The sequence below is a fragment of the Brenneria corticis genome (assembly GCF_003115855.1).
Taxonomy (GTDB): Bacteria; Pseudomonadota; Gammaproteobacteria; order Enterobacterales; family Enterobacteriaceae; genus Brenneria; species Brenneria corticis.
Genome location: NZ_KZ819090.1, coordinates 50275 through 65898 on the forward strand (window position 1 = coordinate 50275; position 15624 = coordinate 65898).

Below are 15624 nucleotides of genomic sequence, written 5' to 3' on the forward strand. Positions count from 1 at the left end.
ATTAAAGCGCTAAGGAGACTGTAAATGGCTGATAAAAAAGCAACGCTTACTCTAGATGGTAAAGATCCGATTGAACTGAACGTTCTCTCCGGCACGTTGGGATATGATGAAATAGATATCCGCCCCCTCGGCTCCAAAGGCTTATTCACCTTCGATCCCGGCTTTACCTCAACGGCATCCTGCGAATCCAAAATCACCTATATCGACGGTGAGGAAGGCATTTTATTGCACCGCGGCTACCCGATTGCCCAGTTGGCGGAAAAATCCAACTATCTTGAAGTGTGTTACATCCTGCTGTTCGGCGAAGCGCCGACGCCGGAGCAATACGAAACCTTTAAAACCACCGTCACCCGCCATACCATGATCCATGAACAGATCACCCGTCTGTTCCACGGTTTCCGCCGTGACTCGCACCCCATGGCGGTGCTGTGCGGCGTAACCGGCGCGCTGGCGGCGTTCTACCACGACTCTCTGGATATCAGTATCGATCGCCATCGTGAAATCGCCGCCTACCGACTGCTGTCTAAAATGCCGACCGTCGCCGCGATGTGTTACAAGTATTCATTGGGCCAACCCTTTGTTTATCCGAGAAACGACCTCTCTTACGCCGGCAACTTCCTGCATATGATGTTCTCCACGCCCTGCGAGGAATATGTGGTAAACCCGGTGCTGGAACGGGCGATGGATCGCATTCTGATCCTGCACGCCGACCATGAGCAGAATGCGTCGACGTCAACCGTGCGCACCGCCGGCTCTTCCGGCGCCAATCCGTTCGCCTGTATCGCCGCGGGGATCGCGTCGCTATGGGGCCCCGCGCACGGCGGCGCCAACGAAGCCTGTTTACGCATGCTGGAAGAGATCAGCTCCGTTGAGCATATCCCGGCCTTTATCGAACGCGCCAAAGATAAAAATGACTCTTTCCGTCTGATGGGCTTCGGTCACCGGGTGTATAAAAACCATGACCCGCGCGCCACCGTGATGCGCGAAACCTGCCACGAAGTGCTGAGGGAGCTGGGCCGCAAAGACGATTTGCTGGAAGTGGCCATGGAGCTGGAAAACATCGCCCTGAACGATCCGTACTTTATCGAGAAGAAACTCTATCCGAACGTCGATTTCTACTCGGGCATTATTCTGAAAGCGATGGGCATTCCGTCCTCCATGTTCACCGTCATCTTCGCCATGGCGCGCACGGTCGGCTGGATCGCCCACTGGAATGAAATGCACGAAGACGGCATCAAGATCGCTCGTCCGCGTCAGCTGTACACCGGCTACGATAAACGCGACTTTAAATCCAATCTGCCGAAAGATTGAGCGGTTTAGTCTGGTAGCGCGAAGGCCGGAGATCCCGGCCTTTTTACTTTTGACAGTACGGACACCAGAAGAACGGACGTGAAGAGAGAACGGTTCTCTCGATACGATGGCCGCACCGCTCGCACGCCTCGCCCTCGCGATGGAACACCTTGAACGCGAAAATCGCGCCGTGATGGCGGTTTTCATTCACGCCGCCACGCGTGCTGTAGGACAAACGGGGAATCGCGATCAACGCCTGGCTCAGGCGTTGCAACTGTTCGGCATCCAGTTGTTCGGCGGTATGCTGCGGCGCCAGGCCGGCATGCCAGAGAATCTCGGCTCTGAGATAATTCCCCAGCCCGGCCAGAAACGCCTGATCGAGCAGCAGGCCGCTGAACCGCCGGCGCCGGAAGCGCGGAGAGAGTAACCGCTCGCGCACCGCTTCCGCCGTCAGCGTCTGGTCGAGCACATCAGGGCCGATACGTTGCAGAAAAGGGTGCGACGCCACAGTTTCCGCGCGCAGCATGGCAATATCGGAGGCGCTATACAGCAGAATGGCGGCCTCCGATGTTTCCAGCAGCACGCGCAGATCGCGCCCGGTTTGCGGCGGCGATTCCCCGGCCTTGACCACCCGCCAGACGCCATAAAGCTGGTTATGGCTATAGAGAACCAATCCATTGCTGAAATAGGTTAACAGGGCCTTGCCATGCGTCGCGAGCCGCTCTATGCGCTGACCGATCAGCTCCGTTTCATACGGCTTCAACCGTGGGAAAGCGAACCAAACGCGGTTCAATGTGTTACCCGCCACCGCGGCGGTCAGTTGGTCTGCCGCCCGGCGGATTTCTGGTCCTTCCGGCATCGATACTCCATAACAAAATAATCCGGCGATTTAACGCTGATGAAACCCTTTTACGCCGCCACGTTTATCTGATGCTGCGAGAAGCAGTTACGCAGCTTGCGCGCCAGCATCAACGCATGTTGACCGTCGCCGTGCACGCAAACGGTATCCGCCCGTACGCTAACCCAGGAACCATCGCTGGCGCGCACGCGCTGACGCTGGATCATTTCCAGCGTTTGCGCCAGCGCCAGATCGTCGCTGCCGATCAGCGCGCCGGACTGTTTGCGCGGCACCAGAGAACCGTCCGGCTGATAGCACCTGTCGGCAAACACTTCCTGCCGGGTCGCCAGCCCCAAACGCTGCCCGGCCCGAATCAACTCGCTGCCGGCCAGCCCCACCAGGCGCAAGGCCGGATTTACCGCTTTCACCGCGCGGGCGACGGCGTCCGCCAGCGCCGGCTCCCGGGCGGCCTGATTATAGAGCATGCCGTGCGGCTTGACGTGAACCAGTTCCCCCCCTTCCGCGGCCGCTATCGCCGCCAAGGCGCCGATCTGATAAACCACCTGGGCAAAAACCGTCTCCGCGGGCAGGTGCATCTCTTTGCGGCCGAAATTTTCACGGTCGGGGAAGCTCGGGTGCGCGCCGAGCGCCACGCCATAGTTAATCCCCCAGCGCACCGACTGCCGCATGGTCTGGGCGTCCCCCGCATGGAATCCGCAGGCTATATTGGCCGAACTGATCAACTTCAACAACGCTTCATCATTCTCGCCGCCTTCCCCCAGGTCGGCGTTCAAATCAATAATCATGCAGCCTCCACGCCAGTTGTTGCAGATAGCGCCGCTGTTGCTCCGCCGCCTGCTGAGCCTCCGCCAAGGTACAACGGATAAAATGCACCGGTTCGCCCAGGCGGATTTGCGCCAGATGATAGAGATCGGCCTCGATCACGCAGGCGATACGCGGATAGCCGCCGGTGGTCTGCGCATCGGCCAATAGCACGATCGGCCGGCCGCTATGCGGCACCTGCACCACTCCCGGCAGCAAACCGTGCGACGGCATTTCACGCTGCGTGGTCCGTTGCAATTCCGGCCCCAGCAGCCGATACCCCATCCGGTTGCTTTGCGGACTCAGGTGCCAGGGCGTGCGCCAGAATGCCTCCCGCGCATTTTCGCTGAACTCCTGATATTCCGGTCCCGGCAAGGCCCGTACGCGGTTGCCGAACAGCAGCTGTTTAACTCCGGTTTCCCTGATTGGCAATCGGGCGGCGGCGTCCAGCGACAGCTCATCGCCATCCGCCAGCAAGCGCCCGGCAAATCCGCCAAAACCCGCTTTCAGATCGGTACTGCGCGATCCCAGCGCCTCCGGCACGTCAACGCCGCCGGAGAACGCCAGATAGCTGCGCATACCGTGACGCGGTAAATGCATTTTTAACGTTTGTCCGGCTTTTACCGCAAAACGCCAGCCGGTCCACAACGGTTTACCGTCCAGATCGGCATGGCAGTCGGCCCCGGTCAGCGCCACCCAGCAGGGCGACGTAAAGGTAGCGACAAATTTTCCCAGCGTAATTTCCAGCGCGGCGGCATTTTCCGCGTTGCCCACCAGCAGATTGGCCAGCTTCAGCGCGGGAATATCCAGCGCGCCGGACTGGCTGATGCCCAGACGGCGAAAGCCGAAACGTCCGGTATCCTGCACCGAGGTATGCAAGCCGGCACGGATAATTTTCAGCATACGCCCTCCCGCCGGGGCACAAACCGCACATTGTCTCCGGGACGCAGCAGGGTCGGCGGCATCTTCAGCGGGTTAAACAAGGCCAGCGAGGTGCGGCCGATCAGTTGCCAGCCGCCCGGCGTGGACAACGGGTAGATCCCGGTTTGCCCGCCGCCGATGCCGACCGAACCGGCGGCCACCCGCAGGCGAGGCTCGGCCCGGCGCGGAACATGCAATTTTTCATCCAGTCCGCCCAGATAGGCGAACCCGGGCTGAAAGCCAAGAAAATAGACGATATAGCCGACGGACGCATGGGCTTCCACCACCTGTTTTTCCGTCAGGCCGCAATGATGGGCGACCAGTTCCAAATCCGGCCCCGACTCGCCGCCATAAATTACCGGGATATCAACGTCCCGGGGATCGAATGCCAGCGACTCGCTCTCTTCCCACCAGCGCTGCAGACGTTCAATGGCGTCCAGCGCCGCCTGTTGCGGCTCTTCCAGCAAAACCGTCAGGTTATTCATGCCGGGAATCGCTTCCCGCACCGCCTGGTGGTGATTCAAACGCTCCGCCAGCCCCCAGATGCGCTGCTGGCTTTGCAGCGTCATTGGCGGCTCCAGCTCCAGAACCACGGTACTCTCGCCCAGCAGATAACATCGTGCCCGTTGCAATATTTTCTCCTGCATCACGTTATGCGCTTTTCCTGTTTATTATGGGGAAAGCAAGAACGATACCGAAATGCCTATTTATGCTTCTTTTTCTCGCTTTTTGATGTATACCATTAATAAGCAATAAAAAAGCGCCAACCATCAGGCCGGGTTGGGAATATCGATAAAGGTTACGTCAAACCCATGCTGCCGGGCCAGCCACTCCCCCAGCGCGCGGATACCGCCCCGCTCCGTGGCGTGATGACCGGCGGCATAAAAGTGCAGCCCCATTTCACGGGCAATATGGATCGTCTGTTCCGACACTTCGCCGGTAATAAACGCATCGACGCCAGATCCGGCCGCCTGCTCGATAAACCCCTGCCCTCCGCCGCTACACCATGCCAGCCGCTGTATCCGTTGCGGTGCATTATCCCCACAATGCAGCACCGAACGCCCCAAACGGTTTTCCAGTCGACGGCACAGCGCATCGCCGCTCAGCGCCTGGGCCAGTTCGCCGTACGGCAGCAGCGGCTCAATGGCGCCCAGCACCTTAATCTCCAGTAAATCAGCCAGCTGGGCGTTGTTGCCCAACCGCGGGTGCGCGTCCAGCGGCAAATGGTAGCCATAGAGGTTAATATCGTTAACCAGCAGGGTTTTCAGCCGATTACGCTTCATACCGCTGACAATCGGCGATTCGTTTTTCCAGAAATAGCCGTGATGGACCAGCACGGCATCGGCCTGATGCTCAACGGCGACGTCCAGCAACGCCTGCGAGGCCGTCACCCCGGTAATGATGCGCCGCACGTCCGCGCGCCCTTCCACCTGCAGGCCATTCGGGGCGTAGTCCTGAAACTCCTCGACGTTAAGCTCCCGGTTAATCAGTTGTTCCAACTCGCTATTGCGCATACGTCCCCTTCTCTGCTTGCTCGTTATCGGTCATTGCCGCCCGCTTCGCCGCTTCAAAAGCCGCCAGCGTCTGCCGTCTCGCCTGTTGATGATCGACAATCGGCAGCGGGTAGCGCAACTCGCGCCGCTGGCGGTCGGCCCATCGGTGCGGCTGGTGAATGTCTTTATCCGCCACCTCCGCCAATTCCGGCAGCCAGCGGCGGATAAAAGTTCCCTGCGGATCAAAACGTTCGCCCTGGGTGGTCGGGTTGAAAATACGAAAATAGGGCGCCGCATCCGTTCCGGTGGAGGCCGCCCACTGCCAGCCGCCGTTATTCGCCGCCAGGCTGCCATCCAGCAGTTGCGACATAAAATAGCGCTCCCCCTGGCGCCAGTCGATAAGTAAATCCTTTACTAAAAAACTGGCGCAAATCATCCGCAGACGGTTGTGCATCCAGCCGGTCTGGTTCAGTTGCCGCATCGCCGCATCCACTATCGGATAGCCGGTTTTCCCCTGCTGCCACGCCGCCAGTAAATCCGGCGACTGCCGCCATTGCACCCGCTGCGTCCAGTCGATAAACGGCTTATGCCGGCAGAGATCCGGCCAGAACACCAGCAGATGATGATAAAACTCGCGCCAGATCAGCTCATTGAACCAGCTGAACGCCCCGCTTTCGCGCTGTTCCAGCATCGCGGGGCATTCGGCGCGCAGCCGGTTGAAACACTGGCGCGGCGACAGCACGCCCAACGCCAGATAGGGCGAGAGTTTGCTGGTGCCTGCCAGCGCGGGTAAATCCCGCTGGCGTGGATAATCCTGTACCTGTTCGCGGCAGAACCGGCGCAGCTGGTGCAGAGCCGCCGTCTCCCCGACGGGAAAGTCGCCATCGATGTCCTGCCGCGGATAACTGAACGGCGTCAGCGCCGTGGCGACGGCGACCGCCCCGCCGCGCCTCGGCTCCGGCGCCGGCACGCTGCCGGTATCCGTTTCCAGCAGACGCTGAATAAAGGCCTGACGAAACGGCGTAAAGACCTTGTACATCTCGCCCTTGGCGGTCAGCACGCTGCCCGGCGGCAACAGCAGGCCGCCATCAAATCCCCGGCACTCGACGCGCCCCGCCAGCAGCGTCTCCGCCTCTCCGTCGCGCCGGCGTTCGTTGATTTCATACTGCCGGTTATAGAACAGATGGGTAACGCCCTGCTGCTGACAAAAATCCCGCAGCCAGTGCGCCGCGGCGGCAAAATCGGCGCATTCATGGTAATAAAGCGCAATCCCCTTCTCGGCCAACGCCTGCTGCAGCGCGTGCAGATGCGCCAGCAGGAAAGCCGCCTGCCGCGGCGCCATATCGTGCTGCCGCCACTGCTGCGGCGTGGCGATAAACAGGGCCAAAACCCGCGCCCGCGGATCCTGGCAGGCGGCATGCAGCGCCGGATTATCCGTGATGCGTAAATCATTACGCAGCCAAACCAAATGCGTGGTCATAATTCATCCTCTGGCTGCCGGTTAGTGGTCGTAGCGTAATCTTAACGCTTCCGGATAGGGCTCAAAGTAACGCTGCTCCGCCAGATAACTGTCCGGGTATTGCGCCATGTAATGCTTCAGCAGGGCGATCGGCGCCAGCAGGGGTTGCAACCCCTGGCGATAGCGATCTATCAGTTGGGTCAGTTCCTGTCGCTGCGGCGCATTGAGCTGACGGCGAAAATACCCCTGAACGTGCATCAGTACATTGGTGTGATTACGCCGCGTTGCCGGATGCGACAGCAGCTTCATCAGCCGCAGACGGTATTCCTGCGCAAAAGCGTCCAGCGATTGCCATTGTTCAATATCCGCCACAAAACGCCCCAACTCACGGTATTCCGGCTGCGAATGCGCCAGCAGCAGTAGTTTATAACGGCTGTGAAAGGCGATCAGCGCGCCACGAGTCAGGCCTTGTCGCCAAAGCTCATGCAGCTCATGCAGCGCATACACCCGCTCGATAAAATTTTCCCGTAGTCCCGGATCGTGCAAACGGCCGTCTTCTTCTACCGGCAGCCAGGGAAACTGACACAGCAGTTCCTGGGTAAACAATCCAATACCACTTTTGCGCGCATTTTTTTGCGACTCGTCATACACCTTTACCCGTTCCATACCGCAGCTGGGCGATTTGGCGCAGACGATATAGCCGCACAGATGCTGTAAATGAGCGATTTTTTGCGCGCAGAAGCGGTGCATTTTCCGGGTCATATCCAGCGGCGAACCATTACTGGCGCGCAGCATAATGTTTCCCTGCGCGTCTTTTACCTGCCGCAACGCCGGACGCGGCACCGGTAATCCCACCGCCATTTCCGGACACAGCGGCTCAAAATGGAAATAAGGCGCCAGTTGCTCAACCGCAAACGCCAGACGTTTGTGGCCGCCGTCAAAGCGCACCGGATTGCCGAGCAGGCAGGCGCTGATGCCAACCGGGATCTGATCGAACGTCATGATTTAACCTCATAAAAAAACATCTACTGTTATCAGCATAGCGGATCCCACCCTGACGCATGCTAAACGGCGGGAGAAATAGGGTAAGAAATCATGAGATTGGCGCGACGGTTCACCATCCGGGTTCGCCGCGATGGGCTTAGGGGAAAATTAAATGCAGGAGCTTGATTAAGAGGGGCCAGCCGGTTGCAGGATAGAAAAATGCCGTTCACCCATGAACGGCATCGTCCAATAAAAGAGATGTTTCCTGCGATCAAATCAATAGAAATCGCACGCCGAGTTTTCCGATTGCGCCAGCCAGACCGGCTTGTCGCTGGTTTTCAGCCAGACACGGTGCAGATAACTGTAAAAACGCGCCCGATCGCGGCGAAACAGCATCACCGGTAACGCGGCGACGCCGATGATTACCACGGCAATACGGCGCAGCACAATGCGATGTAAGGGATAAGCGGTGTAGAGTGACATAACGATCCTCCTCTAAAGGCGAGCTCCCCTTGCCAGCTGGTTACTCACGTTAACGATAAAACCCACATGGGGAAATTGGTTAAAACTTTACCGTTTTTAGTGCAGGTTTACTACTCATCGGACCAGAAAAAGATCAAATAATCGGCAGTTTTTTCTCTGTTACGTCATTAGGTTATGCATTAGTTAACAATAAATATCCAGCTTGTTAAAGAGAGGGGCTTATCACGCAGCGGTAACCGCTTTCTGGTTATCCGCCCCCTCCCGGCGTAACATGCCGTCTGGTCCGTTTCACTATTATTCCATTTCTGTTTATTCAGGAAACTCTCATCATGAGTAGCTGGTTAATCTACGCCCTGCTTTCCGCCCTGTGCGCCGCGCTGGTCGCCCTGTTTGGCAAAATAGGCCTGCAAAATCTGGATGCCAATACCGCAACCGCCATCCGCGCCGTGGTGATGGCGCTTTTTCTGGTCGGCGTGGTGGTCGCGCAGGGAAAAACCGCACTGGTAGGCGAGGTCATGGCCAACAAAAAGGCCCTGTTGTTTATTCTGCTCAGCGGCGTGGCCGGCGCCATGTCGTGGCTGTTTTACTTTGTGGCGCTGAAAAACGGCAATGTCGCCCAGGTGGCGCCGATTGATAAGCTCAGCGTGGTGTTTGCGGTGGTATTGGCCGTGGTGTTGCTGGGGGAAAAGATTTCGCTGCTGGCTGGCGCAGGCGTGGCGTTGATTTCAGTTGGCGCGCTGCTTGTCGCGCTGGGATAACAGGCGCCGCATCGCGGCGCCCAATTACAGGCTTATTTGGCGTTAGCCAGCACCGCGCCGACAATCTCCACCGCTTCCTTCTCGATGCGCTCCCGGTGCTCCGCGCCGAGGAAACTCTCGCAGTAGATTTTATAGGCTTCTTCCGTACCGGAAGGACGCGCGGCGAACCAGCCGTTATCGGTCATCACTTTCAGCCCGCCAATCGCCGCGCCGTTGCCCGGCGCCGCCGTCAGACGCGCGGTGATCGCATCGCCCGCCAGCGTGGCGGCCGACACCTGTTCCGGCGACAGGCGGGATAACGCCGCTTTTTGCGCCTGGGTCGCCGGGGCCTGGATGCGGTTGTAGCTTGGCGCGCCGAAACGTTTTGCCAGATCGTCATAGTGCTGCTGCGGATTTTTCCCCGTCACCGCGGTAATTTCCGCCGCCAGCAGACACATAATGATGCCGTCTTTGTCCGTCGACCACGGCGTGCCGTCAAAGCGCAGGAACGACGCTCCCGCGCTCTCCTCGCCGCCGAAGCCGAAACTGCCGTCAAACAGGCCGTCGACAAACCATTTGAAGCCAACCGGCACTTCCACCAGTTTACGGCCCAGCTGCGCGACGACGCGATCGATCATCGCGCTGGAGACCAGCGTTTTACCGACGGCCACCGATTCGCCCCACTGCGGACGATGCTGGAACAGGTAATCGATGGATACCGCCAGATAGTGATTGGGGTTCATCAGCCCGGCCGGGGTAACGATGCCGTGACGGTCGTAGTCGGGATCGTTGGCGAACGCCAGATCGAACTTATCGCGCAGCGCCAGCAGTCCGGCCATGGCCGATACCGACGAGCAGTCCATACGGATCACCCCGTCGTGATCCAGCGTCATAAAGCGGAAAGTCTGATCGATGGCGTCGTTCACCAGCGTCAGATCCAGCTTGTAATGCTCGGCGATGCGCTGCCAGTAGGCGATACCGGAACCGCCCAGCGGATCGACCCCCAGTTTCAGGCCCGCGCGCTGAATCGCCGCCATATCCACCACCTCGCCCAGCCCTGCAACGTAGGGCTGCACCAAATCCTGTTGATGCACATAGCCGCTTTTCCAGGCCTGATCCAGCGTAATGCGTTTCACTTCCCGCAGATTATCCGCCAGCAGCGCGTTCGCCCGCTGTTCGATCACGCTGGTGAGGTTGGTATCCGCCGGGCCGCCGTTGGGCGGATTGTATTTAATACCGCCGTCTTCCGGCGGATTGTGCGACGGCGTAATCACAATGCCGTCCGCCAGCGCGCCGCCCTGACGGTTATGCGCCAGAATGGCGTTGGAGACGGCGGGCGTCGGGGTAAAGCCATTGTCCTGCTGGACGATGACCTCCACGCCGTTGGCCGCCAGCACCTCCAGCACCGAAATAAAAGCCGGTTCGGACAGCGCATGGGTATCTTTGCCGACATGGCACGGGCCGCTGACGCCCTGCTTTTTACGTTCTTCCGCAATAGCCTGCGCTATCGCCAGAATATGCGCTTCGTTGAAACTATGCCGCCCCGCGCTGCCGCGGTGGCCTGAGGTGCCAAACTTCACCGCATGCGCCGCATTTCCGACTTCCGGACGCAGAACATAATATTGTGACGTCAACTGAGCCACATTGATTAAATCGCTTTGCCGGGTAGGCTGTCCGGCTCTTGGGTGATTAGCCATTGGCGTTTCTCCCTGACGCTGTCATTGATTAGATAGTTCCGCAAACTTTCTCTGTCAGTTCCGCCGGGAACTGCATCGTCAGCATAATGTGTTCGATCATGCTGCGTTTACGACCGGTGTTGGTATTGGTGATAACCCAGTATGGCGTACCCGGAATATGTTTGGGTTTGGTATGCGTGCCATTCTGCAGCAAGGTTTGCTGGTCGCCGGCGAAATAAACCCGCGTACGGCCATGGAGCGATTCCGTCGCCTGAGCGAATTCCGGCGGCGATAACAGATACAGCGTAGACAATACCAGCATAAAACGGTTGATCGCCTTGTTCTGTTCGGCGTATTCATCCGACAACAACAGCTCACGCACCGCCCGAACCCGATCGCCCGGACGCGGGGACGCGGCCGGCTTCGCATTGCGCGCGACCTCCTCCGGCGGCGTCGCCGTGGACTGACCGGCGGTAAACTTCAGCATGCGGCGTAAAATATCCGATGCGCTTTCACCAATATGCTGCGTATGGCTGGCGATATAACGATAAAGCTCTTCGTCGACCTCAATAGTTTTCATCTTTATCCAGTACTGTTTTTTTACTCAAATCAATCGTCAAGAAGTATACAAGCTATCCGGCGCACTCGAACAGCGGTAGAACGACGACAACGCAAAAACTCGGATTATGCCTTGCCGCCCCCGTTGCTGTTAAAGTGGTCATAGTAGCTTCTTCCCCGGCAACATAACGTCGTAAAGTCATGATACCCTAAGCGCCTATCTCTCTGAATGAACTTCACTATGAAATTGAATTATCGCCGGCAAAATGCGCTTCACCCCAATGGCGGGCTGCCCGTTATCCTGATGCACGGCCTGTTTGGCAATCTGGATAATCTTGGCGTGCTGGGCCGGGATTTGCAAAATCAGCACGACGTGCTGCAACTGGATTTACGCAATCACGGTCTGTCGCCGCGTTCGCCGCAGATGACCTACCCGGCGATGGCGCAGGACGTGGCGGAGCTGATGGACCAGCAGCAGATTGAGCGGGCGATCGTTATCGGCCATTCGATGGGAGGCAAAGTCGCCATGGCGCTCAGCGCCCTTATTCCGCAACGGCTGGAAAAGCTGGTGGCCATTGATATCGCCCCGGTGGATTATCAGACGCGCCGCCACGACGCCATTTTCGCCGCCCTCAACGCCGTCACCGAGGCGGGCGCCGCGTCGCGTTCCGCCGCCGCCGAACTGATGCGTCGGTTCACTAAAGAAGAGGGCGTGATTCAGTTTCTGCTGAAATCATTCCAACAGGGCGAATGGCGCTTTAACGTGCCGGTGCTGTGGGATCAATACGCCAATATCGTTGGCTGGCAGGAGGCTCCCGCCTGGCCGGGGCCGATTCTGTTTATTCGCGGCGCTAACTCGCCCTATCTGGATGACGTTCATCGCGACGCCCTGCTGCGCCAGTTCCCCGCGGCCCGCGCCTATGTGATAAGCGACGCGGGTCACTGGGTCCATGCGGAGAAACCCGAGGCGGTATTGCGCGCCATTCATCGTTTTCTCGCCGCCGGATAGCCGGGATGCCCGGATTAACCGTTGTCGCCGCCAGCACGGCTGGGGTATGATGGCGCCCGCAGTAGAGGGACGGCTGATTCAGCCACAAGCATTGTAACCACATCATCAAAATGCGCGCGTCGGCGGGCGTTTTGGTCCGAAGACCTTGCAGTATCATTACCTATGGCAAAAGAACAAACGGATCGCACCACGCTGGATCTGTTCGCAGATGAGCGTCGCCCCGGTCGCCCGAAGACCAATCCGCTGTCACGTGATGAACAGCTAAGAATCAATAAGCGTAATCAACTGCGGCGCGACAGGGTACGCGGGCTGCGGCGGGTCGAATTAAAAATCAACGGCGAGGCGGTCGATATTCTCAATAGCCTGGCTGAACAGCGGAACATCAGCCGCAGCGAACTTATCGAGCAGATGCTGTTGGCGCAGTTGGCCGAACAAACGTCCTGAGATAACGCTCTCTTATGGCTTGAGCGGCGTCATCCCTGACGCCGATAAAAAAACCAGACTTAGAATTTTTCCCAGTTGTCCTGGCTGGGCGGCAGCGCTTTTGCGGCCGGCGCGGCCGCTCCGGCTTTGGGCGCCGGCGCCGACTTCGCCGCGGACCGCGGCTGTAGATTCTGCTGTTCGGAGAGATGGAATAGCGAAACGGTCTGGTTCAGCAACGCCGCCTGCTCTTCCAGCGACAGCGCGGCGGCCGAAGCCTGCTCCACCAATGCCGCGTTCTGCTGGGTCACGCTGTCCATTTCCGCCACCGCCTGCCCGACCTGGGCGATCCCTTTGCTTTGCTCTTCCGATGCCGAGGCGATTTCCCCCATGATATCGGTAACATTTGTCACCGCGCGAACAATTTCGTGCATGGTGTTCCCGGCGTCCTCAACCAGATTCGAACCGGTATCCACACATCTGACGGACTCGGAAATCAATCCTTCTATTTCCTTGGCCGCCTGCGCGCTGCGCTGCGCCAGGTTACGCACCTCACCGGCGACAACGGCGAAGCCGCGCCCCTGTTCCCCGGCGCGCGCGGCTTCCACGGCGGCGTTCAGCGCCAGAATATTGGTCTGGAACGCAATACCGTTAATCACCGTGGTAATTTCGGCGATCTTGCGCGAACTGCCGGAGATTTCCGCCATGGTTTTCACCACGTTCTCGACGATATCGCCCCCCTTCTTCGCCGTGGTAGACGCCTGCAAGGCCAACTGACTGGCATGGTTGGCGTTTTCCGCGTTCTGTTTTACGGTGGCGGTCAACTGTTCCATGCTGGCGGCCGTCTCTTCCAGCGCCGAAGCCTGCTGTTCGGTACGTGACGACAGATCGTTATTTCCCGCGGCGATTTCCGACGCCCCCTGATAAATAGAGTCGGTGCTGTTTCTGATGGTGCTGACCGTATTCGCCAGGCTGGTTTGCATTTCACGCAACAGCGGGAATAATCTGCCGACGCAGTTACGGCCAAAATCCTTGATGGGCTTTCCCAACTGGCCGGAGGCAATCACGCCGAAGTGATCGCGCAAATCATTTAACGGCCGTACCAGGCATGTCACCAGATAGCGATCGGTAAAAAACAGCAGCAGCAGTCCGATAACCAGCCCCGTCAGCAGAATGTTTTGACCGATGGTGGTGATCTGTTCAAAACGCACGCCGGCCGCGGCAAATTTCTCCGAGCCCGCCTTGTTGAAAGCGCTTATTGAAGCCCCAAACAGACGGCTCAACGGCGGAACCACATTTTTAGCCTGCTCCTGGTAATCATCAAGCTCGTTCGCCGCCGCCTTTTGATATGAAAGCTCGACGCCCTGAACAATCAAATTATGCCAGTCGCGGCTGACCGCCTGAACCAGCGCATCGTCCAGCCCCGCATGGTCGATGCCGTTGAATGAGACCAAATCCGCTTTTAACGTATTGAGCGCATTCAGCGCCGACGCCTGTTCTTTATCGGCCGTTTCATTATCGCCATTGCGGCGCGCATCAACGGCGCGGGCCAGGCGCGTGACCATCCGGAAATACTGATCGTTGCCCTGATTAACATAATTCATGTTTTGCACCAGCAGACTGCTGGTCTTGGATGTCGCCGTCATCTCCTTGAAGGAAAACATGGTATAGAGCGATACGCCGCCCCACAACACGCAGAAAATGCCAAGCACCCACAACATGGCCGTTCTGATGGCAATGTTCTTTAAAAGTTTCATGGTTTACTCCAAACCTAAGCACGCATTAATAAAGATGTTTTAATGGTTAATCGGCTTTGCAGTGCGAAATTCAAGCCGCCGGCATGTGTCGCCACTCCTTGGCGTTGATGTTCCGTGATATAGAACAGATAAGATCACTTAATTAATCGACAAAACTCAGAGAACATTTAACTCCGGTACGGCTCTCGCCGTAGTTTATTTTCTGTTCTGTGAACGAATTCATAACATTCTATAAATACAAATTTTTTTGAGCCGCGGAATTTCAGTTAAAAAATACCCGCCACAATTTACTTCTCCTTACCGATACGAGTTTCTCATGCCGGTAGTGTCTGTTATTATTAGTCGATAAGTGGGTGAAAAACGGCACCATATCATTAAGAATCAAGAGGTTATTTAATTCATGGCACTGATAGGAATTTTCTTTGGCAGTGATACTGGCAATACCGAAAACATTGCCAAGACGATCCAACAGCAGCTGGGAACCGACGTTGCTGAAGTTCATGACATCGCCAAAAGCAGTAAAGAAGACCTTGAAGCTTTCGATATTCTATTACTGGGTATCCCCACCTGGTATTACGGTGAAGCCCAATGCGACTGGGATGACTTTTTCCCTACGCTGGAAGAGATCGACTTTAGCGGCAAACTGGTTGCCCTGTTTGGCTGCGGCGATCAGGAAGACTATGCGGAATATTTCTGTGATGCCATGGGCACCATCCGCGATATCATCGAACCGCACGGCGCGACCATCATCGGGCATTGGCCGACGGAAGGCTATTACTTTGAAGCGTCCAAAGGTCTGGCGGATGACAAGCATTTCATCGGCCTGGCTATCGACGAGGATCGTCAGCCTGAGCTGACCGCCGAGCGCGTCGCCGCCTGGGTAAAACAGATTAGCGAAGAGCTGAATTTGCAAGAACTGCTGGCTTAACACCACGCCTTGGCTCTGACCACTCCCTCGTCAGAGCCAAATCAATAGAAAAAACCTTTCATTAAGATTGATACATTTTTTTAACTTCCGGCCACAATTCTGTACAATACCCCCATCGGTTATGTATGTTCACCATCGTTTTCCCCATTTGCCAACAATGCATTGCGTGCTACCTCTGTATTGTGTGGGGGAATAACCTTGTTAACATTCCATGGTTTCCATTTTGAATGCACGGTTCTATAATTGAGA

General features: G+C 57.4%; 16 protein-coding genes. 5 read left to right on the forward strand and 11 right to left on the reverse strand.

Translation table 11 applies throughout. The features are described from left to right. The first annotated feature begins 24 nt into the window (after positions 1–24). Complete coding sequence (locus DDT56_RS18960) at positions 25–1311, forward strand: citrate synthase (RefSeq protein WP_136167974.1); 1287 nt, start codon at positions 25–27, stop codon at positions 1309–1311. 43 nt (positions 1312–1354) lie between these two features. Here DDT56_RS18960 and nei read toward each other — a convergent pair whose 3' ends face one another. From nei to DDT56_RS19000, 8 genes are all read right to left on the reverse strand, one after another. Then, complete coding sequence (gene nei / locus DDT56_RS18965) at positions 1355–2149, reverse strand: endonuclease VIII (RefSeq protein WP_136167975.1); 795 nt, start codon at positions 2147–2149, stop codon at positions 1355–1357. Between the two features lie 50 nt (positions 2150–2199). Continuing rightward, a complete protein-coding gene (gene pxpA, locus DDT56_RS18970; protein ID WP_136167976.1) occupies positions 2200–2934 on the reverse strand; it encodes a 5-oxoprolinase subunit PxpA in 735 nt (244 codons plus the stop codon). Then, positions 2924–3853, reverse strand: a complete 930-nt coding sequence (pxpC, locus tag DDT56_RS18975; protein ID WP_136167977.1) for a 5-oxoprolinase subunit PxpC — start codon at positions 3851–3853, stop codon at positions 2924–2926. Before pxpC ends, pxpA begins: the two co-directional genes overlap by 11 nt. Continuing rightward, positions 3847–4503: a 5-oxoprolinase subunit PxpB gene (gene pxpB, locus DDT56_RS18980; RefSeq protein WP_136168002.1), complete on the reverse strand. Its 657-nt coding sequence runs from the start codon at positions 4501–4503 to the stop codon at positions 3847–3849. Before pxpB ends, pxpC begins: the two co-directional genes overlap by 7 nt. 138 nt (positions 4504–4641) lie before the next feature. Continuing rightward, positions 4642–5385 (reverse strand): type 2 GTP cyclohydrolase I, encoded by a 744-nt coding sequence (locus tag DDT56_RS18985; RefSeq protein WP_136167978.1) that lies wholly within the window; start codon positions 5383–5385, stop codon positions 4642–4644. Continuing rightward, on the reverse strand, positions 5375–6844 hold the full coding sequence (phrB, locus tag DDT56_RS18990; protein ID WP_136167979.1) for a deoxyribodipyrimidine photo-lyase: 1470 nt from the start codon (positions 6842–6844) through the stop codon (positions 5375–5377). Before phrB ends, DDT56_RS18985 begins: the two co-directional genes overlap by 11 nt. A 21-nt stretch (positions 6845–6865) precedes the next feature. Then, positions 6866–7825, reverse strand: coding sequence for a YbgA family protein (locus DDT56_RS18995; RefSeq protein WP_136167980.1), 960 nt, complete (start codon positions 7823–7825; stop codon positions 6866–6868). Positions 7826–8083: 258 nt separating this feature from the next. Beyond that, positions 8084–8290, reverse strand: coding sequence for a YbfA family protein (locus DDT56_RS19000; protein ID WP_136167981.1), 207 nt, complete (start codon positions 8288–8290; stop codon positions 8084–8086). A 329-nt stretch (positions 8291–8619) separates the two neighbouring features. Between DDT56_RS19000 and DDT56_RS19005 the strand changes: the two genes are divergently transcribed. Continuing rightward, complete coding sequence (locus DDT56_RS19005; RefSeq protein WP_136167982.1) at positions 8620–9048, forward strand: EamA family transporter; 429 nt, start codon at positions 8620–8622, stop codon at positions 9046–9048. A 32-nt stretch (positions 9049–9080) separates the two neighbouring features. Here the strand turns inward: DDT56_RS19005 and pgm are convergent, their stop codons facing one another. Next, complete coding sequence (gene pgm, locus DDT56_RS19010) at positions 9081–10724, reverse strand: phosphoglucomutase (alpha-D-glucose-1,6-bisphosphate-dependent) (protein ID WP_136167983.1); 1644 nt, start codon at positions 10722–10724, stop codon at positions 9081–9083. 28 nt (positions 10725–10752) lie between these two features. Then, positions 10753–11283, reverse strand: coding sequence for a replication initiation negative regulator SeqA (gene seqA / locus DDT56_RS19015; RefSeq protein ID WP_136167984.1), 531 nt, complete (start codon positions 11281–11283; stop codon positions 10753–10755). Positions 11284–11490: 207 nt separating this feature from the next. On the opposite strand from seqA, the gene ybfF reads away from it, so the two are divergent. Together ybfF and ybfE are read left to right on the forward strand one after the other, a co-directional pair. Then, positions 11491–12270, forward strand: a complete 780-nt coding sequence (gene ybfF / locus DDT56_RS19020) for an esterase (protein WP_210417051.1) — start codon at positions 11491–11493, stop codon at positions 12268–12270. A gap of 162 nt (positions 12271–12432) precedes the next feature. Continuing rightward, complete coding sequence (ybfE, locus tag DDT56_RS19025; RefSeq protein WP_136167986.1) at positions 12433–12714, forward strand: LexA regulated protein; 282 nt, start codon at positions 12433–12435, stop codon at positions 12712–12714. A gap of 59 nt (positions 12715–12773) precedes the next feature. On the opposite strand, the gene DDT56_RS19030 is transcribed toward ybfE, so the two are convergent. After that, entirely contained in the window at positions 12774–14447 is a 1674-nt protein-coding gene (locus DDT56_RS19030) for a methyl-accepting chemotaxis protein (protein ID WP_136167987.1), read from the reverse strand. Between the two features lie 400 nt (positions 14448–14847). Here DDT56_RS19030 and fldA point away from each other — a divergent pair, with 400 nt between their 5' ends. Further along, positions 14848–15375, forward strand: a complete 528-nt coding sequence (gene fldA, locus DDT56_RS19035) for a flavodoxin FldA (protein ID WP_136167988.1) — start codon at positions 14848–14850, stop codon at positions 15373–15375. Positions 15376–15624 lie beyond the last annotated feature (249 nt).

What these genes read in the sequence shown, in the direction of transcription:
- DDT56_RS18960 (WP_136167974.1), top strand. Translation starts at nt 25, where the DNA reads ATGGCTGATAAAAAAGCAACGCTTACTCTAGATGGTAAAGATCCGATT.
- DDT56_RS19030 (WP_136167987.1), bottom strand. Translation starts at nt 14,447, where the DNA reads ATGAAACTTTTAAAGAACATTGCCATCAGAACGGCCATGTTGTGGGTG.
- DDT56_RS19005 (WP_136167982.1), top strand. Translation starts at nt 8,620, where the DNA reads ATGAGTAGCTGGTTAATCTACGCCCTGCTTTCCGCCCTGTGCGCCGCG.
- ybfF (WP_210417051.1), top strand. Translation starts at nt 11,491, where the DNA reads ATGAACTTCACTATGAAATTGAATTATCGCCGGCAAAATGCGCTTCAC.
- DDT56_RS18995 (WP_136167980.1), bottom strand. Translation starts at nt 7,825, where the DNA reads ATGACGTTCGATCAGATCCCGGTTGGCATCAGCGCCTGCCTGCTCGGC.
- nei (WP_136167975.1), bottom strand. Translation starts at nt 2,149, where the DNA reads ATGCCGGAAGGACCAGAAATCCGCCGGGCGGCAGACCAACTGACCGCC.
- ybfE (WP_136167986.1), top strand. Translation starts at nt 12,433, where the DNA reads ATGGCAAAAGAACAAACGGATCGCACCACGCTGGATCTGTTCGCAGAT.
- DDT56_RS18985 (WP_136167978.1), bottom strand. Translation starts at nt 5,385, where the DNA reads ATGCGCAATAGCGAGTTGGAACAACTGATTAACCGGGAGCTTAACGTC.
- phrB (WP_136167979.1), bottom strand. Translation starts at nt 6,844, where the DNA reads ATGACCACGCATTTGGTTTGGCTGCGTAATGATTTACGCATCACGGAT.
- seqA (WP_136167984.1), bottom strand. Translation starts at nt 11,283, where the DNA reads ATGAAAACTATTGAGGTCGACGAAGAGCTTTATCGTTATATCGCCAGC.
- fldA (WP_136167988.1), top strand. Translation starts at nt 14,848, where the DNA reads ATGGCACTGATAGGAATTTTCTTTGGCAGTGATACTGGCAATACCGAA.
- pxpA (WP_136167976.1), bottom strand. Translation starts at nt 2,934, where the DNA reads ATGATTATTGATTTGAACGCCGACCTGGGGGAAGGCGGCGAGAATGAT.
- pxpC (WP_136167977.1), bottom strand. Translation starts at nt 3,853, where the DNA reads ATGCTGAAAATTATCCGTGCCGGCTTGCATACCTCGGTGCAGGATACC.
- pgm (WP_136167983.1), bottom strand. Translation starts at nt 10,724, where the DNA reads ATGGCTAATCACCCAAGAGCCGGACAGCCTACCCGGCAAAGCGATTTA.
- DDT56_RS19000 (WP_136167981.1), bottom strand. Translation starts at nt 8,290, where the DNA reads ATGTCACTCTACACCGCTTATCCCTTACATCGCATTGTGCTGCGCCGT.